A 19500-nucleotide genomic window follows, 5' to 3' on the forward strand; every position below is an offset into this window, starting at 1 on the left:
GTATGCTCGCCGGGCGCATAAATCAGATTTATTTTATGTGCAAACGTTTGAACGAGCCCTAAAAATAATAGAAGCATTAATATGCTTCTATTATTTTGCTGCTTGCCCGGCTGGCAGTCTCTTGATCAGCCGGGCTGTGTCAGCCTGAATCCGGCTAGAGCGATCTCGGCATGGAGTACATGGACGATTCGCGAATCATAAGCCGGTGCGGAATGACATAGCGGTTCGGCAGCACCGAGCTTCCATCATGACGAATGTTCTGAATCAGCGCCTGAGATGCGGTATAGCCCAGATTGTAAATGCCGATATCCACACTGCTTAGCGGCGGGGTGGACAGCTCCGTAAGCGAAATGTTGTTAAAGCTTATAATAGATACGTCCTCCGGCACCTTATAGCCCAGCTCATGCAGGCCGCGCAGAACACCGAAGGAGACAATGTCATCCACGATGACGAGCGCTGTCGGGCGTTCCGGCAGATTCATAAAGAAGGACATGGCGCGGTAACCGCTGTCCTGCAGAAATTCTCCCTCGACGATCCAGTCCTTGCGCATTGTAATTCCGCAATCAGACAGTGCCCGGTTGTACCCTTCCAGCCGGTCCTTGGACACAACCAGATTCGGAGGACCGCTGACAAAGCCGATCCGCTCATGCCCTTGAGCAATGAGATGCCGGGTCGCATCATAGGCAGCCTGCACGTTGTCGGTATCGACGGACAAAATATCGGGGTAGCTGTCGCTTCGACCGACCAGTACGAACGGGTAATCATGAGCTTTCAGAAAATTGACGACCGGGTCGTCCTGGCGGGAGTACAGCAGGATTGCGCCGTCTACCCGGCGTCCGTGCAGCAGGCGCGATACCGCTTCAACCTCTTCCTTCTCATTGCCGCCCGAGCTGATCAGAACATCATACCCGGCGCGGTTGGCCTGGGCTACAATCCCCCGGATTAGCTCCATGAAGAACAGGTTGAGGAACAGCTCCTCAGCGGGCTTGGGCAGGATCACGCAAATGCTTTCGGTCGTTTTGGAAACGAGGCTTTTGGCCATAATATTCGGGTGGTAGCCGAGCTCTTCCATAATATCCTTGACGCGGCGAGAGGTTTCTCTGCTGATTCTGGGATGATTGGAAAGCACCCGGGAAACCGTGGAAGGAGATACGCCCGCCTTTTTAGCAACATCTTTAATTGTTACAGACATGATAACCTCCTCCGGTGGAACCGTTTGCCTAAGTTATAGTCACTCATTGAAATAGATTAAAAGTGAAGCTGAAATCAAGCGATTGAATGTACGGCGGCTGTAATAGGATGTCACTGCCTAGCCTTTGTTGATGCCCATTTACAAATTAAACGGTTACATACTGTTATCTTATCGCGTATTCCGGTACTTGTAAATACATGCAACACCGGTCCGGTTCAGGAAGATAACGTTTGAAAAACAAAGAATTCTGCTGATTTCAAGTGATTGAATGAGATCGAGAGGGGTTGTGCATCTACACTTCAACAGAAATTTTGTGCAAACGGTTTAACATTAGCGTGAATTAAGGTAAGATAGAAATGGAATTGAAAGCGAATTAACAAGGAATAGAAAGCGGATACAAAGGGTGGTTTGAGATCTCATTCAAGCTCTATCAGCGAAAGAAAGACTTGATGAGTGACTGAAGCTATGTGTTTAAGCAATCGTTTGCACCATTTTATAGCGAAAGGAAGAACAAGGGATGACGGTGAAGAGCAAACAGAGACAGGCAACGCGAAAATGGGCGGCAGCGGCGCTCTCGGCCCTTCTGGCAGGCGGGATTGTGACGGGGTGCGGCAGCGTGAAGGAAGCAGGAGAGCCCGAGGGTGAGATGGGAACGGCAGTGGAGCAGCCGGCGGCAGAGAAGGCCGCTCCCCCTGAAGGCGGTGCCGGAGCAGGAGAAGGACAGGAAAGCGGTGCGGCGGCAGCTGTGGATGAACAGCCGTCCGAGGTGTATTATGAGATTTTTGTGAGGTCCTTCGCGGATTCGAACGGAGACGGCATTGGGGATCTGAACGGCATCATCAGCAAGCTGGACTACCTGAACGACGGCAAGCCCGAAACGACGGATGATCTTGGCGTCACCGGAATCTGGCTGATGCCGGTTAATCCGTCCCCGTCCTATCATGGATATGATGTCACAGACTACCGGGATATTCATCCGGAGTATGGCACGCTGGAGGATTTCCGGCGCCTGATGGACGAAGCACACAAGCGGGGAATCAAGATCATTATGGATCTGGTCGTGAACCACTCCAGTGTGGAGCATCCCTGGTTTCTGGAAGCTTCATCAGACGTGAGCTCGGATCAACGAGACTGGTATGTATGGGCAGAGGATCAGGGGAAAGAGCCGACCGGCGTCAGCGCAGCCGGTGGAGGCAACCCATGGCATGAGAAGAACGGAGCGCATTACCTCGGTATTTTTTGGGGCGGCATGCCGGATTTGAACCTGGACAATCCAGATGTTCAGAAGGAAATGAAGGACATCGGGCAGTTCTGGCTGAAGCAGGGTGTGGATGGATTTCGCCTCGATGCAGCGAAGCATATTTACGAGGACCTGGCGGCAGATAAGTCTGAAAGCACCACAGCCAAGAATACCGCTTGGTGGCAGGATTTCCGCAAGAGCATGGATGAGGTGAATCCGGTTGCCTATATTGTGGGCGAGGTGTGGGAGAATTCAGCGGCCTCCATTGCTCCGTATCTCCATCAGGCGTTTGACTCCGGATTTAACTTTGGCCTGGCGGAGAAAATTTTGAGTGCCGTTCAGAGCGGCAAAGACAATAATCTGGCCTTTACGCTGGAGCGGACCTATGGCCTGTTCAGCAAAGTGTCCGGGGGGCAGTTTACGGATGCCGTATTCCTCGCGAACCATGATCAGAACCGGGTGATGACGCAGCTGCGGAATCAGGAGGAGCAAGCGAAGATGGCGGCCGGCATTCTGCTGACGCTGCCAGGAAATCCATTCATCTATTACGGCGAAGAGATCGGCATGCAGGGAGCGAAGCCGGATGAGCGCATTCGTGAGCCCATGGTCTGGTCAAGCGGGGAGAAGGATGCTGCCCAGACGAATTGGGAGCCGATGACCTTCAATGGCAGCGGCCGCACGGAGGGGGTCAGTGAGCAGCTGCAGCGTGAAGACTCTTTGCTGGTACGCTACCGGAATCTTATTCGCTGGCGCAACGACCTTCCTGCGCTGCGGGACGGAAACATCGGACAGTACGCCTCTGGTCACGGCAGCGTCATGGCATATACCCGAAGCACGGAGAAGCTGCAGGCGCTCGTGATGCATAACCTGTCAGGAGACGAGGTTCGGATTACGCTCGATGAAGCTGCAGCCGGCGGCTTCACAACGCTGTCCCGCTCCACCTCGGAGCAAGCGGTGCTGCAGGGCCGTGAGCTGACCCTGCCGGGGTACACCACGGTAGTGCTGGAATAATGGAAGGAGCCTGACTCTGTGCACAAGGAGAGTCAGGCTCTTTTTGATGTTGTGCTGAGCCAGTGATCAGCTCACAAGGTAGTCATCTTTACGTGCATGCTATAATGCATAGCAGATGGTGAGATGAAGGAGGATCAACTCAAGTGAACAGAAGCTTGTTGTACATAGAAGATGATCGCGATATTGCCCAGTGGGTCAGCAGCTTTTTGCAAGAAAGAGGGTACAGCGTTGTGTGGCTGAGAAGCGGTGAGCGGGCTATAGAGAGCGCAAAAGACTGCAGTCTGGCCATCCTGGACGTGATGCTGCCAGGACTTGACGGCTTTACAGTGGGTCAGCGCTTGAAAAAAGCCTGTCCCGGTCTTCCGATCCTGCTGCTCACGGCACGAACCTCCATTGATGACAAGCTTGAAGGTCTCCAGTTCGCGGACGACTATCTCACGAAACCGTTTCATCCGGATGAGCTGGCGGCCAGAATCGAAGTGCTGCGGCGGCGTTTCTCGGTATCCTCCCCTGAGCCAGCCATACTGCAGCACCTAAAGGTATATGAGGAAGAGAACCGGGTGGTGAATATCGAGAGCGGCGAAGAAGTCATGCTTACCGGCAAGCAGTTTCAGATATTCAAGTACTTGTTACGCCATCAGGGCCGGGTGATGACCAAAGAGCAAATCTATGAGGCCGTGTGGGGGGAGTCCTATATGGAAGGAGACAAGACCCTGATGGTGCATATTCGATATTTGCGTGAAAAGCTGGAACACGATCCTGCCGCTCCTACCGTTATCGAAACTGTACGTGGATTAGGCTACAGGGTGCGGTCATGACACGGCTGCCTTGGCAGCGGAAGAGAAGAGGCTACCGGAACTCGCTCACATCCCGCTATCTGCTGATTGTATGCATTGCGATGCTCTTTTTACCGATTGTATTTCCGTTGAGCGGCGTGATGTATGGGTATGTGAACGATTTAATCCAGAACGAAGCGGTATCCAAGGACGAGCGCTACACCAATGGAGTGGAGCTGGAAACTTTATGGCACGCGGAAGCAGAAGCATTGAATACTGCTTCTCCCACCGAGATTGAAGAGCGGCTCGTCCAGCTGAAGGATATGTATCCGGAGGCATCGATGTTCTGGGTAGATGGGGAGAACCGGACCCGGCTGACGCTTTCGAACGGGGAGTCTGTGCCAGCGCTGTGGTCAGCGGTTGAGGCGGTAGCTTTTATGAAGCGGGCGGTGAACGGAGATCCCTTTACCTCTGTCGCTTTTATAGGGGGCGAATGGAGCAGCGGCCAGGGTTTTATGGTTATTCAGCTTCCGCGTAAACATCTCTATCAGAGCGCCAATAGCAGCGGAGAGTCCATCCTGTACTTCATTCTGCTCATGCTGATAGCCCTGATGTTTATCGTAATCTCCTGGCTGTTTTTTGTCCGGATTCGTAAAAGGCTGCTTCGCCTTCGGGATGCGATGACCTCCTCCAATGACCATGCGCTGCCAGAGCCGGTTGTGATGCACAGATCCGATGAGATTGGTCAGCTGGAGGCTGGCTATAACGCTATGGTAGAGCAGCTTGCGAAAAGCAGGCACCGGGAGCAGGAGGAGGCGGAGCTGCGGAAGTCACTGATTGCCAACTTGTCGCATGATCTCCGCACTCCGCTGACCGTGATCCGCAGCCATATTTTTTCAATGGAGCAGGAAGCCTTGTCAATCAACGGCCGGAAATCACTGCATCTGATGGAATCCAAAATCCAAGACCTGGGAGCATTGATCGACAATCTTCTCTCTTATAGCTTGCTGACGAGCGGCAAAGTGCTTCTGCAGCGGGAACCTCTTGACCTTTTGCGGCTCGTTCGGGAATGCGCGGCGGCCTGGTATCCTCTCTGGGAGAAGGAGGGGATTGAGCTGGACATCGAGCTGCAGGACGGAGCCTGGGTGTGGAGGATCGACGAGCTCTGGTTCAAGCGTCTGCTGGATAATCTGTTCCAAAATGTAGTCCGTCATGCTAAAGGCGGCGGTTATATTGGCATTCATAGGACCGTGCTTGATAACGGGGTACAGGCGCTGTTGATCAGCGACAAGGGTCCGGGAATGGATGCAAAAACGCCGGGAACGGGGTCTGGAATAGGCCTGGCCATCGTTCATTTTTTGGCGAAAGAAATGGAAGTTGACTGTCAGATCCAATCCGGGACGCAAGGGACGGTGTTTACGTTGTCGCAGCCAGCAGGACGTGAGGGAGGACGTGAATTTTAATCTAATTTTAAACAGGGAGGCAACCGGTATTTAACCTTGGAGCCTTAAAGTGAATTCCGAGGTGATGAATGTGGCTGAATGGGTTATTGAAACCAAAGGGCTGACCAAAATGTACAAAAAGCGTGCCGTCGTGGATCAGGTGAATCTGCAAATTGCGAAGGGAGATATTTACGGTTTTCTGGGACCGAACGGGGCGGGGAAGACGACCACCATCCGCATGCTGCTGGGCTTGATCCAGCCGACACACGGTGTCATTGAGATATTCGGCCGGGATTTGAAGAAGGAAAAGCTGACTATTTTAAGGCGGACAGGTTCGCTCGTAGAGTCCCCTTCTTATTACGGACATCTGAGCGCTGTTGAAAATCTGGAAGCACTTCGCCGCATTCTGGCGGTGCCTAAACAACGGATTGACGAGGTGCTGGACATGGTCTCACTGACCCGGGAAGCCAAGCGGCCGGTTAAAGGATATTCGCTTGGAATGAAGCAGCGGCTCGGTATTGCCGCTTCGCTGCTGGGCAGTCCTGAGCTGCTTATTCTGGACGAGCCGACGAACGGGCTGGATCCCGCCGGCATTCAGGAGATTCGGGAGCTGATCGTAAGCATGCCCATGCAATACGGGGTCACGGTTCTCGTATCCAGCCACCTGTTAAGCGAAATTGAATTAATGGCTGGCCGGGTCGGGATTATTCGAGAAGGCAAACTGGTCTATCAGGACACCGTACGTAAGCTGGTATCCCAAGCCTCCGAGGGCTTTACGTTCAGCGTATCTGATCCTGAAGATGCGCTGGGACTCGCTTTGAAGCTGGGATGCCGTGGCAGGCTGCGGGCCGGTATGCTGGACCTTGCACCGATGCCGGATGTCCAAGTAGCCGATGTCGTTCGGCAGCTGGTAGAACAGCACCATATGGTATACCGGGTGGAGGAGAAGCGCAGGTCGCTGGAGGACATCTTTATGGAGATCGTCGGAAAGGGAAACAGCCTATGATGAGCCGGGCGTTATTTGCGGAAGAGCTGAAGATCCGGGGGAAGGGCATCTGGCTGCTGGCCGTGATTGGTCCCATCGGACTCATTGGCATGCAGGCGCTGAATTACGGACTGCGTTTCGATTACTTGATGAAGGCTTATGCTGCGGATATGTGGGGCGGTCTGCTGGAGAACATCTTTAGCTTTGTGCCCATTGCCCTCATTCTGGGGGCGGCATTACTCAGCTCGCTACTAGCCAATGTGGAGCACCAGCACAGCTCCTGGAAGCAGCTGCTGGCTTTGCCGATCAGCCGGACCGCGGTGTTTAGTTCCAAATTTGTGGTCCTTTGTATATTGCTATGCTTCTCATGTGCGCTGCTGTTCGTCGGTATCATTGGTCTGGGCCTCATGCTCGGAATGCCAGTGAATGAGATGCCGGTCTATGACATTCTGCGGATTAGCTTCGCGCCGCTAGCGGGGACGCTGCCGCTGCTTGCCATCCAGCTGTGGATGTCCATTCATCTCAAGAATCAAGGCATCCCTGTCAGCATCGGTGTAACGGCAGCGATTGTGTCCTTGTTTGCCATCCAGTTGCCGGACTATGCTCCGCTGAAGTGGCCGCTGCTGGCTTATCAGGGTCCCGGACAGGGCAAAGTGATTGGAGCCGGCCTGGTCCTGAGTGCGTTAATCGGCCTGGCAGGAGCGATTCATTTCCACCGAAAGGATGTAGACTAGGCATGATGACGTATTACTTCAGAGCTCTGTCATCCGAATGGCTGAAGCTGTCCTCTTCTCGAATTTGGCTGCATCTGCTGCTCAGTCCCTTGCTGGCTCTGCTGATCAGCATCGGAAATGGAGCTCCCGAAAGCGACATGCCTTGGCATGTTCTGGCAGGAACGATGACAAGCGTGCACGCCTTGCTCTTCCTGCCGATCTTGACCGGGATATTTGGAGCGATGATATGCCGCTACGAGCATGCCAGCGGCGGATGGAAGCAGCTGCTGGTGACTCCGGTTTCCCGCACGGCGCTATATTGCGCCAAGCTGACCGTCGTGGCTATTCTTATTGGCGGAGTGCAGCTTTTGTTTCTGGCAGCGGTGTTCAGTGCAGGCTGGTATTATGGCGTGCATGCCCCCTTACCTTGGGATATGCTGTCAACAAGCTTGCTTGGGGGCTGGGCAGCCTGTCTGCCGCTGGCGGCCTTACAGCTGTTATTATCTACAATCTGGAGCAGCTTTGCTGCTCCGCTAGCTCTGAATGTGGTGTTTACTATTCCGAATATGCTTGTGGCGAACTCGGTGCAGTACGCTCCCTACTATCCATGGGCCCAGCCACTGCTGGCGATGGTGCCGTCAGGGGAAACCGGCTTCGGAGCGTTTGTAGTACCGCTGCAAACATGGATGCTTATGGTGATGGGCGGATTCATATTGTTTTTTGCTGCCGGCCTGGTCTATATCCAGCGAAAAGAAGTATAGGGAAAGGCAATATGACACAAAAGTCCATACAGAGAATCACTTCAATGAAGTTACTTCTCCTGGATAAGCTAGTAGAATGAAGTCATGCTCATCCTATTATTCAGGAGGTATATTGATGCCTATTTATGTTGACAAGAACCATGAATTGTTTCATCTTCAATCCAAAAACTCCAGCTATATCATTCAAATTGTTCGGGGCTACGCAGCCCATGTCTATTATGGTCCGAAGCTTCGCCAGGGCAGCAATCTGGGAGGGATGCTGAAATATGAGCTTCGTTCCTCATTCACTCCGAACACGGTTCCGGATGACAAAACGATCTCATTAGATACGCTTCCACAGGAATATCCGCAGTATGGATCCAGTGATTTCCGAAGTCCAGGATACCAGGTGAAGCTAGAGAACGGCTCCCGGATTACCGAGCTGGTTTATGAATCGCATGCCATTTATGCTGGGAAGCCCGAGCTTGAAGGACTGCCAGCCGTTTATGTCGAGCAGGAACGCGAGGCGGAGACGCTGGAGCTGACGCTTGCCGATCACGTTACAGGACTGAAGGTAGTGCTGTGCTATTCGGTGTTTGCAGATTTCAGCGCGATCACACGCTCGGTCCGGTTCGAGAACGGGGGAGAAGAGACGCTTGCCCTGGAGCGCGCGCTTAGCGCTTCCCTGGATTTTGCGGACAGCCGATATGAGGTATTGTATTTGTCCGGGGCATGGGCCCGCGAGCGCCATATTCAGCGCCGCAGACTGGCACCGGGAAGCACTTCAATCGGCAGCCGGCGGGGCTCCAGCTCGCATCAGCTGAACCCGTTCATGGCGCTGGTTCGCCCGGAGACCACAGAGCATACAGGCGATGCATATGGCTTCAGCCTTGTATACAGCGGCAGCTTTATGGCGGAGGCTGAGGTGGAGCAGTTCGGGATGGCACGGCTGCAGATCGGGATGAATCCGTTTGATTTCTCCTGGCAGCTGAATCCGGGAGAAGGGTTTCAGACCCCGGAAGCGGTGCTAGTCTATTCGGACGAGGGGCTGGGCGGGATGTCCCGCGAGTATCACCGTTTGTACCGCACCCGTCTGTGTCGGGGCGTTCACCGCGACCGGGAGCGGCCGATTCTGATCAACAACTGGGAAGCGACTTATTTTGATTTCAATGCAGATAAGATTGAGGAGATCGCCAAAGCGGGCAGTGAGCTGGGGATTGAGCTGTTCGTACTGGATGACGGCTGGTTTGGACGCCGGGACAAGGACAACAGCTCGCTTGGAGACTGGTATGAGGATCGGCGGAAGCTGCCGGGCGGCCTGGCGGATCTGGCGGAGCGGGTACGGGCGACGGGGCTGCAGTTTGGCCTCTGGTTTGAGCCGGAGATGGTATCTCCGGACAGTGACCTGTACCGGAGTCATCCGGACTGGTGCCTCCATGTGCCGAACCGCCGGCGGACGGAAGCCCGCGAGCAGCTGATTTTGGATATGTCGCGGGAGGATGTCCGGGCGTATGTGTATGAGCGGCTGAGTGATATTTTTAGAAACGTACCGATCTCTTATGTGAAATGGGATATGAACCGCAACATGACGGAGATTGGCTCGGCGGCGCTGCCTGCACATTTGCAGCGGGAAACGGCGCATCGTTATATGCTGGGGCTTTACGGGCTGCTGGAGCGGATTACAACAGAGTTTCCGGATATTTTGTTCGAGAGCTGCTCCGGCGGCGGCGGACGCTTTGATCCCGGCATTCTGTACTACATGCCTCAGACCTGGACGAGCGACAATACGGACGCCGTTGAGCGCCTGAAAATCCAATACGGAACGAGTCTGGTATATCCGGTATCCACGATGGGAGCGCATGTGTCGGCTGTGCCGAACCATCAGGTGGAGCGGACGACCTCGCTTTCGTTCCGCGGCGATGTGGCCATGTCTGGCAACTTCGGCTATGAGCTGGATCTGACCCGCTGGACGGAGGAAGAGAAGGAGATTGCAGCACAGCAGGTCAAGGATTACAAAGAAATCCGCGGCCTGGTTCAGCAGGGCGATCTGTATCGGCTGCTGAGCCCGTTCGAGGGTAATGAGACGGCGTGGATGTTCGTGAGCCCGGACAAAAGCGAAGCACTGGTGTTTTATTTCAAGGTGCTGGCTGAGCCAAACGGTCCACTGCAGCGCGTCCAGCTGGCAGGGCTGGATGCCGGCAAGGACTACCAGATAGGAGCCGATGGAGAAGTGATGGGCGGCGACCGGCTTATGGCTGCCGGACTGCCCGTGTCCTCCCTGCATGGCGATTTCTCCAGCATGTGGGTGCGGCTGAAGGCTGTGAATTAGCGGACGCTTACCCTAACTGGCGGGGCCGCCCCTGAAGATGTCATATCTTTGGGGGCGGCCCCGCTTTGTGTCCTCGGGTAGAGGAAGCGCTCCATGCATCCGTATGCCGCCCCCGCGCCAAACGAACGCGAAAAACCGAACACATTGAGTTCGTATGCCGCCCCCGCGCCAAATGAACGCGAAAAACTAAACTCGATGCGCCCGCATGTCGCCCCCGCGCCAAACGAACGCGAAAAACTGAACTCATTGCGTCCGTATGTCGCCCCCGCGCCAAACGAACGCGAAAAACTAAACTCGATGCGTTCGCCTGCCGCCCCCGCGCCAAACGAATGCGAAAAACCGAACACGATGCGTCCGGCTGCCGCCCCCGCGCCAAACGAACGCGAAAAACCAAACTCAATGCGCCCGCCTGCCGCCCCCGCGCCAAACGAATGCGAAAAACCGAACTCGATGTGTCCGCATGTCGCCCCCGCGCCAAACGAACGCGAAAAACCGAACTCGATGCGCCCGCCTGCCGCCCCCGCGCCAAACGAACGCGAAAAACTGAACTCGATGCGTCGCTGTGGCGGATATGGAGTAAACGAACGCGAAAAACCGAACTCAATGCGTCGCTGTGGCGGATATGGAGTAAACGAACGCGAAAAACTGAACTCGATGCGTCGCTGTGGCGGATATGGAGTAAACGAATGCGAAAAACCGAACCCGATGCGTCGCTGTGGCGGATATGGAGTAAACGAACGCGAAAAACCGAACTCGATGCGTCGCTGTGGCGGATATGGAGTAAATGAACGCGAAAAACCGAACCCGATGTGCCACTGGCGTGGATCTGGAGTAGATGAACGCGAAAAACCGAACACATTGCGTTCGTATGCCGCCCCCGCGCCAAACGAACGTGAAAAACCGAACACGATGCGCCCGCCTGCCGTCCCCGCGCTAAACGAACGCGAAAAACCGATCGCAAGCGAGCGACGTCGCCGCCGATAAAGACAAAAAAGCCCCAGCAATCAAACTCATTGCTGGGGCAGATGGGGCGGCCTAACTATGCGTCGGCCTTCAAGATGGCAAAGCCGTACGCCGGCAGCTTCACGCTGAGACGGCCTTTTGCAGCCTGTACTTCTTCCTGGGTCCACAGATTGGTCCACTTGGCGTCATCGACAGGGACGCTGAGCGTCTGGCCCATTTTGTCATTGTTGACCAGGATGATGATGGACTCCTGATCGTCCTCACGGCGGTATGCCAGCTTCCCGCTCTGATTCTCAGCCGTCAGGAAATGGAACGAGCCTGTACGCAGAGCCGAGTGCTCCTTGCGCAGGGAAATGAGCTTCTGGTAGAAGTGGAACAGCTCCCGATCCTGCTTGGCGGTATCCCACTCCATGCATGCGCGGCAGCCTGGATCATGTCCGCCTTCCATACCAATCTCATCGCCGTAGTAGATGCAAGGCGTGCCGGAGTAAGTGAACTGGAACATCGCCGCCAGCTTCATGAGGCGCTTGTCGCCGCCCGCGAGCGTCAGCAGACGTGCCGTATCATGGCTGTCCAGCAGGTTGAACGCCACCTCACTGGCCTGACGCGGATAACCGGCCAGCTGTCTGCCGAGCATGAAGGAGAACTTCTCAGCGTCAATTGACTGCTGGATGAAGAAATCCAGCACAGCGTTCGTGAACGGATAGTTCATGACGGCATCGAACTGGTCGCCCTCCAGCCAGATGGAGGATTCATGCCATACCTCGCCGAGGATGTAGGCGTCAGGGTTCGCTTTTTTGACGACCTGACGGAATTCGCGCCAGAACTGATGACCGACCTCATTCGCCACATCCAGGCGCCAGCCGTCGATCCCCGTCTCGGTGATCCAATACTCCGCAGCCTTCAGCAAATACTCCTTCACTTCCGGATTCTCGGTGTTCAGCTTCGGCATCAGCGGCTCAAAAGCAAAAGTATCATAGGTCGGGATGCCGTCCACCACTTCCAGCGGAAGAGAACGAACATAGAACCAGTCCTTGTACCGGGAATTCTCGCCGTTCTTCTGAACATCCACAAAAGGAGCGAACGTGCGCCCGGAGTGGTTAAACACCGCATCCAGCAGCACCCGGATACCCCGCTCATGGCAGAGATCTACAAGCTGCTTCAAGGTGTCCTTGTCCCCGAACTGCGGGTCAATCATCATATAATCTTCGGTATCGTATTTATGATTCGTCGTCGCTGTGAACAGCGGTGTGAAATAGATGGCATTGACGCCCAGCTCGCTAAGGTAATCCAGGTGGTCCATAACCCCTTGCAGGTCCCCGCCAAAAAAATTGTCCCGGCTCGGCTCCGCACTGCCCCAAGGCAGGGCACCCTCTGGATCGTTCGAGGTGTCGCCGTTAGCAAAGCGCTCCGGAAAAATCTGATAAAATACCGCGTCCTTCACCCAATCCGGCGTTTGGAACACATCCACGGGATTGATAAACGGATACTCAAACAGCCGGTCCGGATTCGCAGGCGGCTCTTCGTGGAAGCCGTACTCGGACATCCAGCGCTTTTCCCGTCCCTGCTGCAGCAGGAAGCCGTATTTCAGGCGGCGGTAAGGAGGCTGGGTCTCACACTCCCAATAATCAAAAAGCTCATCAGACGAAAGCTTCTCCATCGGGATGTACTCCATCGTCTGATCCCATAAATATTTGTCGCCTGTAAGGGCATACACTTCTGTCATGTCGTTTTTCTTCGTGCGAATTCTCAGGTGGACCGTGCGTCCATCATAGGCATAAGACCAGTTTTTCCGCGGACGGTGATATACAGCTTCCAATAACATCATCATTGTCCTCCTCCAATGGAATCATAAAAAAGGTACAGCCAGGACTAAGTATAGCCGAGGTTGTACCTGTAAGATAACATTGCCTTCAAATTTATGCTGTTACCGTTTGTGCAAACGATTTACTAAGAATATAACACGGCTGTTTCTATTGAGCAAGATGGCGGCAGACAGCTTTTTATAAAATTACCCGTTTCCTTAAATATACAACATGAAGATTTGCTGAAAGGTACCAACAATTTAAGGTTACTGACCGATACAAAAGAGATAGACTTCCCGTACATACTGGAGGAAACCGCCTTGAACAATGTGAAATGGACGGGATTCACGGCAGCACTGCTGGTGCTGCTGACCATCGTAAATATAATCAGCTTTATAGATACAGATCCCCCTCCGGCGGCGGAGCAGGGTACGCTCGATCTGAGGTCATGGGAGGGTCTTGGGCAGGAGATCATCCCGCTGAAAGGGGAGTGGGAGTTCTATCCGGGCGAGCTGCTGGACAATCCCGCCCATGCCGTGCTGGAGCCTGAGATTCAGAAGGTGCCAGGGAACTGGAAACAACCCGGCGGCAGCGCGCTGACCTCAGGCACGTTTCGCCTGAGCGTTCTGCTGGAGCCAGAGCGGGCAGGGCCGCAATCATTGCTCGTACCGCTAATCCGCAGTGCGCACCGAGTGTACGTCAACGGCACACTGGCAGGTGACGATGGTGAGGTGGCCTTTAGCGAGAAGGGCCACGTCGGACAGGTGCGGCCCTACGCCACAGATGTCAAGGACCGCGAAGGCGTTATGGAGCTGCTGATCCAGGTGTCTAACTATGACCATGCGGTTAGCGGCGGCATCATTCAGGCGATTGAAATGGGACCATCCGCCGGAATTGACCGGAAGCTGCAGCAGCAGGCCGCGTTTGAATTCGGCATTCTGGTCGCCTTTGCGCTGTTTGCGCTGCTGTTCGGCGTCATTCATGCCCATGCCCGCGGCGGCGGCTATTTTTATCTGGCCTGTTTTTTTGTCTGTAATATGCTCGTGACGATGATGCAGGGATACCGCTGGATTTACGTTCTGTGGCCCTCGGTGGAGAGCGGACACGTGATTCCTATTCACTGGGCGGGCTCCATCGGCATTGTCATTTTTTTGTTTCTATATGTTAGCAGCCGGTATGAATATCTGGCGGTTCACATGTGGCGGACCCGTATTCTGGGGGTATCTTTGGCATTCGTTGTCGGTGTGCTGATTCTTCCGACCTCTGTGACGACGACGCTGTTATGGCTTTGGCTGTTGATATCAACGCTGATTCACGGGCTTGTGCTGGCGCTGCTGGTTGCAGCTATGAAGCAAGGGGAACAGCAGGCAAGGTTTGAGTTTTTGGCATTCTGCATGTTCGCCGCCCTCTCTCTGCTGAACATGCTCCGCATACTTGGATACGACATTTCAGAGCCGCTCTATTTCGGACAGGTTCTGGGCTTCAGCATGATGATAACCATGCTTCTGGTGCTGCAGTTCTTCCGGGTTTATCGGCAAGCCCGTCATTCCATCCGGGAGTGGAGAGAAGCAGACATGCGGAAGGATCAGCTTCTGTTGGGCATTTCCCAGCAGCTTCACACTCCGATTCAGACGATCCTTAGTGTGGCGAACGCCAGACTACATGGCCCTGAACCGCTGACGCCGGAGCTGCAAAGTGATCTCCGGCTGATAACGGCGATCGGCTGGTCAGCGACAGAGCTGATGAATGAAGCCGTCGATGTAAGCCGGCTTCGCGGGGGAGACTTAGCGCTTCAGCTGCGCCCGGTACGCCTGTCCCGGGTGCTGGAGGAGGTTATGGAGCAGCGGCTGCATGAGCTGTCCCAGCCGCTGCACGGCCACGGTGAAGTGGTCTGTCAGGAGGTGCCGCGCTCCCTGTACGTTCAGGCTGACGAGAAGCGGCTGGTACAGCTGCTCGGAATTCTGCTGAGACTGCTTAACCGGAAGATGGACGGCGGTGCAATGACGCTGCAGACTGAAGCAGCGGGGGATCAGGCGGTGCTGCGGATCTCGTTGTCCGGTAGCGGCGCGGCGGCTGCTCACGCCCAGTTTCGCAAGGCATGGGAAGAGGAGCAGCCATGGAATGAAGCCAGCCAGAGTCAGCAGCTTGGACTCCTGCTGTTGAAGCAGCTGACCGGCCTGCACGAGGCAAGCCTCGATTTCCGCGAGAACGGCTTGGACATGGACTTGACGCTTCTCCGGGCACCGGAGGATGCAGAGCCTTTGCCGCAAGCTCCTCAGCCGCCAGTATGGAAACCAATGGAACAAATTGAGGCCTCTGAGGCCGGAAGACCGTCGCCTGAAATCCTCCGGGATCCGATGATGCAGTCTCTTCCGGCAAGCGAGAGCATACAGAAAGACGGATGGCTTTCTTGGAGCCGTGAGCCTCAGCGCGGGGGCAGCATTCTCCTGGTGGATGAGGATGAGCTGAATGTTGAGATTGTGAAAAGGCTGCTGGAGCTGGATGGACATCACGTCATGACCGCGAGGGATGGGTCAGCCGTGCTGAAGCAGCCAGAACTGATCTCTCGCAGCGACCTGCTCATTCTGAACAAGGCGCTGCCGGGCTTATCAGGGCTGGAGCTATGCCGGAAGCTGCGGCGGCAGTATTCTCTGGCGGAGCTGCCCATTCTTCTCCTGACCTCCAAAGGCTACCCGAACCATGCGATCGCGGCGAGGGAGGCGGGAGCCAATGATTTTCTGGCCAAGCCCATCGAGCCGTCCGAGCTGCGGGTTCGGGTGCAGACGCTGCTGGAGCTCAAGCGTGCTGTGGGCGAGCAGATCCAGATGGAGCTGGCTTTTTTGCAAGCACAGATCAAGCCTCATTTCCTCTTCAATACGCTGAACTCCATTGCCGCGCTCAGCAAGAGCCGGCCGGGGGAAATGATGGAGCTGATGATGGAGCTCGGCAATTATCTGCGGGGCAGCTTCCGCTTTGACCCTGCCGAGCAGCTCAGTCCGTTTGCAAGAGAGCTGTCGCTGGTCAAATCGTATCTGCACATCGAGCAGGTTCGGTTCAGGGAGCGGCTGCGTTATGAGCTGGACATTGAGTGTGACAGCTTCCGGCTGCCGCCGCTTACCATCCAGCCGCTGGTCGAGAACGCGGTTCGTCACGGGATCATGAAGCAGTCCAGTGGTGGCTTGGTTCAGGTAAAGGTATATAAAGAAGCCGGAGAGATTGTAATCAAGGTGATCGACAATGGTGTCGGTATGGATGCAGGCAAGGCTCTGCAAGGGCGCGGAGCTTCTGTATCTCCAGGCTCTTCAAGCACATCAAGCATATCAAGCTCGGGCGTAGGCATCCGCAACATTGATTCCCGGCTGAGACGAATTTACGGCAAGGGACTGAGTATCATCAGTGTGCCCGGAGAGGGGACAGAGGTGTCGGTCCATCTGCCGCTGGAGAGGAGTGGACGCTGTGAGAGCGATTCTCGTGGATGATGAGCCGCTGGCTCTGGAGCACCTCTCAGAGGAGCTTGGAAGCATTAGCGGCTGGGATATCATTGGGACCTTTCAGGACCCGGTGCAGGCGCTGGGGCATATCCTGAAGCTGCAGCCGCAGGTGCTGCTGCTGGATATTGAAATGCCGGAAATGAGCGGGATCCAGCTGGCCGAAGTGGTAAGAGAGCAGCTCCCGGAGCTATTCATCGTATTCGTGACGGTATATGAAGAATACGCCGTCAAGGCGTTTGAGCTGTATGCTCAGGACTATGTGCTGAAGCCGATTTATCGAGACCGGCTCATCAAGCTGACGGAGCGGCTGCAGCACTGTATGCGGTATACAGCGCCTGCACTTCCGGCTGAAGCCCCTGTGCTCCAGTTATTTCGCTCCTTCCAGCTGGAGCGCCGGGATGCCGGTCCACAGGCACTGAAATGGAAGACCTTCAAGGCTCAGGAGCTGTTTCTTTATTTATTGCATCACCGGGGCAGGCTCATGCCCAAGCAGGTCATCATTGAGCAGCTGTGGCCGGAGACGGAGTGGAAAAAAGGAACCACCCAGCTCTACACCGCAGTATACCAAATCCGCAAGCTGATGCAGGACGAGCAGCTGCCTGTTCAGATCCTGAACAGCGAGGAGGGGTACCGCCTGGACCCTGGCGGGATGGAGCTGGACGTGGACATCTGGGAGAAAAGGCTGCGAGAGGCGCCTCCCCTTACAAGTCATACGCTGCCCCAGCATCTGTCGATCTGTGAGATGTACACCGGCGATTATTTATCCCGGTACGGTTATGCCTGGGCAGAACCGGAGCGTCACAGGCTGAGGCATAAGTGGCTGCAGCACGTTCAGGGCATCGCAGGCTGGTATCAGCAGCAGGAGGCTTTGGAGGCGGCAGCCGAGCTATACCGGTGGGCACAGGGCATTCTCCCGGAGGAGGAGCTGTTCTATCATGAGCTCATGCTCATCTATGCCCGGCTTAAGGATCGCTTTTCGGTAGAACACCAGTACCGACAGCTGGAGGATATGCTGGAGGAGCAGTTCGACGCCGCGCCGCGGGAAGAAATACAGACCTGGTTCCGCAGCTGGAGCCGTTCGCAGGACCGCTCGCTGGACTGAGCGGGCAGGGGACAAACAGGCAGCAGTGGATACAGCAGAATGAATCAGCACCTTGGTTTCAGAAATGTTTCAAACCCTTTTATTACAATAAAGGTATATAAACAGACCGCGAAGGTGCGGATGAAAGGAAGAATATACGTTCATGTTAGAGCGGAAAAACAAGCTGATGCTATGGATTGTCACTGCTGCTGTTATTTTAAATGTGTTAATTTTTGCAATGACCCGGTTAGTAAACCCGTTCCGGCATGATGCCGGCGTCCACGGCGGTCATGCCGGACCCATGGTTCTCTCACCCTCAGTGCTTGCGGGGCAAAATGTCCTGCTGCTAATTTCCCTGGCGCTCTGGCTGGTGTGTATCTATTTATTCTGGCGCAGCAGGGGCTCTTCGACATGGCTTCCGGGCGTGATCGCAACCGCCCTGACCTTTGCCAGTATTTCTATCATCAGCGGCAGCGGGGGCTCGGTTGAGTTTCACTTTTCGATCTTTATGGTGCTGGCCACGATCGCCTATTACGAAAGTGTCCGGCTTGTGCTGATCATGACCGTCCTGTTTGCGATCCAGCATCTGGGTGGCTATTTCGCAGTACCGATGCTAGTGTTCGGCGTTAGCGATTATCCGTTCCTGATGCTGGTGATCCACGCCCTGTTTCTGATTCTTACCTCCAGCGCAACGGTGCTCCAGATCCGTTCCAAGCAGAGCATTCACCGGCAGCTGGAAGCGGAGAAGGAGGAGAAATCCCGTCAGCTGCTGACCTTGATTCAAGAAACGAAAGAGCTGTCCCGGAGCATGGACGAGGCGCTGTCTCTCGTCAGCAGCAAGGCAGAGGGTAACCGAAAGCTGACCGGCGAGATTTCCATCGCATCTGGCGAGATGTCCCAAGGGCTGGGAGAGCAGGTTCAGTCGATGGATCAGATGGATGAACGGCTCTCGTCCATCAACGCCTCGGTACTGGAGGCGTATGGAGCGTCGCAGGTCATGAACGCCACCGCAGAGCGGAAGCGCCGCGAAATGAAGGAGAGCCAGAGCAAGGTGCAGCAGTTGGCGGAGCATAACCGCCAGGTGAGGTCCTCCGCTGATCACGTCAAGAATACGCTGAGCCTGCTGCTGCAATCGACGGAGGCCGCACAGTCCATGTCCCGCAATATCCAGGAGGTGGCTGAGCAGACGCATCTGCTGTCACTGAACGCCGCGGTAGAGGCGGCCCGGGCAGGAGAGCATGGGGCTGGGTTTACGGTGGTCGCCCAAGAGGTGAGAAAGCTTTCCATGCACAGCCGCAAGGCGGCAGGAGAGATCCAGTCTATGATGGAAGCTATCTACCGGGAAGCCGTAGAGACCGTGGCCGAGGTGGAAAAAAGCGAGGCGGCGATCCTGCAGACAGAGCAGGAGTTCGCGACCTTCCATCAGGATTTTGAGCAGGTTCAGGCCGCGATGGAAGAGGTGCTCTCCTTCATGCAATCGATCGACGGCAAGCTCAGCACAATCCAGGGAGAAACGTCCGGCGCAGCCGGTGATATGAATCAAATGAGTGCATTTATTGAAGAAGGGTTGGTTTCTATGGAAGAGCTCGCCGCACGGTGCGATCAGCAGGTACAATTCTCAAATCAGGTGGAGGAAGAGATCCTGAAGCTGAAGCAGCTTAGCGCCGCGCTGCAGCAGCGGTTTCTGGTCATGCCGGGTCGGAAGACAGCATCTGGGGAAGGGGTTTAAGCT

Annotated in this window: 13 protein-coding genes; 11 read left to right on the plus strand and 2 right to left on the minus strand. The window is 55.1% G+C overall.

Features of this window, described 5'->3' with window-relative positions:
- Positions 1–154 precede the first annotated feature (154 nt).
- Positions 155–1192 carry a LacI family DNA-binding transcriptional regulator gene (locus JJQ72_RS18020; RefSeq protein WP_208204506.1) on the minus strand — a complete coding sequence of 346 codons (1038 nt, stop codon included), beginning with the start codon at positions 1190–1192 and terminating at the stop codon, positions 155–157.
- A 517-nt stretch (positions 1193–1709) separates the two neighbouring features.
- On the opposite strand from JJQ72_RS18020, the gene JJQ72_RS18025 reads away from it, so the two are divergent.
- The 8 genes from JJQ72_RS18025 to JJQ72_RS18060 all read left to right on the plus strand — a co-directional run bounded on the left by JJQ72_RS18025 (position 1710) and on the right by JJQ72_RS18060 (position 11412).
- Positions 1710–3443, plus strand: coding sequence for an alpha-amylase family glycosyl hydrolase (locus JJQ72_RS18025; RefSeq protein WP_208204507.1), 1734 nt, complete (start codon positions 1710–1712; stop codon positions 3441–3443).
- A 143-nt stretch (positions 3444–3586) separates the two neighbouring features.
- The gene (locus tag JJQ72_RS18030; RefSeq protein ID WP_208204508.1) at positions 3587–4261 is read left to right on the plus strand and encodes a response regulator transcription factor; all 675 of its coding nucleotides are present in this window, start codon (positions 3587–3589) and stop codon (positions 4259–4261) included.
- Entirely contained in the window at positions 4258–5682 is a 1425-nt protein-coding gene (locus tag JJQ72_RS18035; protein WP_208204509.1) for a HAMP domain-containing sensor histidine kinase, read from the plus strand. Before JJQ72_RS18030 ends, JJQ72_RS18035 begins: the two co-directional genes overlap by 4 nt.
- A gap of 64 nt (positions 5683–5746) precedes the next feature.
- Entirely contained in the window at positions 5747–6667 is a 921-nt protein-coding gene (locus JJQ72_RS18040) for an ABC transporter ATP-binding protein (RefSeq protein WP_243896204.1), read from the plus strand.
- Complete coding sequence (locus JJQ72_RS18045; RefSeq protein ID WP_138224282.1) at positions 6664–7380, plus strand: ABC transporter permease; 717 nt, start codon at positions 6664–6666, stop codon at positions 7378–7380. The genes JJQ72_RS18040 and JJQ72_RS18045 overlap by 4 nt, the downstream gene beginning before the upstream one ends.
- Before the next feature lie 2 nt (positions 7381–7382).
- Positions 7383–8120, plus strand: coding sequence for an ABC transporter permease (locus JJQ72_RS18050; protein WP_175415153.1), 738 nt, complete (start codon positions 7383–7385; stop codon positions 8118–8120).
- A 115-nt stretch (positions 8121–8235) separates the two neighbouring features.
- Positions 8236–10428 (plus strand): alpha-galactosidase, encoded by a 2193-nt coding sequence (locus JJQ72_RS18055; protein WP_138224283.1) that lies wholly within the window; start codon positions 8236–8238, stop codon positions 10426–10428.
- A gap of 93 nt (positions 10429–10521) precedes the next feature.
- Positions 10522–11412 (plus strand): hypothetical protein, encoded by an 891-nt coding sequence (locus JJQ72_RS18060; RefSeq protein WP_208204510.1) that lies wholly within the window; start codon positions 10522–10524, stop codon positions 11410–11412.
- A 55-nt stretch (positions 11413–11467) separates the two neighbouring features.
- On the opposite strand, the gene JJQ72_RS18065 is transcribed toward JJQ72_RS18060, so the two are convergent.
- Entirely contained in the window at positions 11468–13216 is a 1749-nt protein-coding gene (locus JJQ72_RS18065) for an alpha-glycosidase (protein WP_208204527.1), read from the minus strand.
- A gap of 309 nt (positions 13217–13525) precedes the next feature.
- Here JJQ72_RS18065 and JJQ72_RS18070 point away from each other — a divergent pair, with 309 nt between their 5' ends.
- From JJQ72_RS18070 to JJQ72_RS18080, 3 genes are all read left to right on the plus strand, one after another.
- Complete coding sequence (locus JJQ72_RS18070) at positions 13526–16675, plus strand: hybrid sensor histidine kinase/response regulator (RefSeq protein WP_347880773.1); 3150 nt, start codon at positions 13526–13528, stop codon at positions 16673–16675.
- Positions 16653–17789, plus strand: coding sequence for a response regulator (locus JJQ72_RS18075; RefSeq protein WP_208204512.1), 1137 nt, complete (start codon positions 16653–16655; stop codon positions 17787–17789). The genes JJQ72_RS18070 and JJQ72_RS18075 overlap by 23 nt, the downstream gene beginning before the upstream one ends.
- Positions 17790–17931: 142 nt before the next feature.
- Positions 17932–19497, plus strand: coding sequence for a methyl-accepting chemotaxis protein (locus tag JJQ72_RS18080; protein ID WP_208204513.1), 1566 nt, complete (start codon positions 17932–17934; stop codon positions 19495–19497).
- Positions 19498–19500 lie beyond the last annotated feature (3 nt).

The organism is Paenibacillus sp. F411 (assembly GCF_017582705.1).
Lineage (GTDB): Bacteria > Bacillota > Bacilli > Paenibacillales > Paenibacillaceae > Paenibacillus_AQ > Paenibacillus_AQ algicola.

Bases quoted from the DNA above. Each gene is read 5' to 3' on its own strand.
- JJQ72_RS18020 (WP_208204506.1), bottom strand. From the start codon at position 1,192: ATGTCTGTAACAATTAAAGATGTTGCTAAAAAGGCGGGCGTATCTCCT.
- JJQ72_RS18025 (WP_208204507.1), top strand. From the start codon at position 1,710: ATGACGGTGAAGAGCAAACAGAGACAGGCAACGCGAAAATGGGCGGCA.
- JJQ72_RS18035 (WP_208204509.1), top strand. From the start codon at position 4,258: ATGACACGGCTGCCTTGGCAGCGGAAGAGAAGAGGCTACCGGAACTCG.
- JJQ72_RS18040 (WP_243896204.1), top strand. From the start codon at position 5,747: ATGAATGTGGCTGAATGGGTTATTGAAACCAAAGGGCTGACCAAAATG.
- JJQ72_RS18045 (WP_138224282.1), top strand. From the start codon at position 6,664: ATGATGAGCCGGGCGTTATTTGCGGAAGAGCTGAAGATCCGGGGGAAG.
- JJQ72_RS18050 (WP_175415153.1), top strand. From the start codon at position 7,383: ATGATGACGTATTACTTCAGAGCTCTGTCATCCGAATGGCTGAAGCTG.
- JJQ72_RS18055 (WP_138224283.1), top strand. From the start codon at position 8,236: ATGCCTATTTATGTTGACAAGAACCATGAATTGTTTCATCTTCAATCC.
- JJQ72_RS18060 (WP_208204510.1), top strand. From the start codon at position 10,522: ATGCATCCGTATGCCGCCCCCGCGCCAAACGAACGCGAAAAACCGAAC.
- JJQ72_RS18065 (WP_208204527.1), bottom strand. From the start codon at position 13,216: ATGTTATTGGAAGCTGTATATCACCGTCCGCGGAAAAACTGGTCTTAT.
- JJQ72_RS18080 (WP_208204513.1), top strand. From the start codon at position 17,932: ATGTTAGAGCGGAAAAACAAGCTGATGCTATGGATTGTCACTGCTGCT.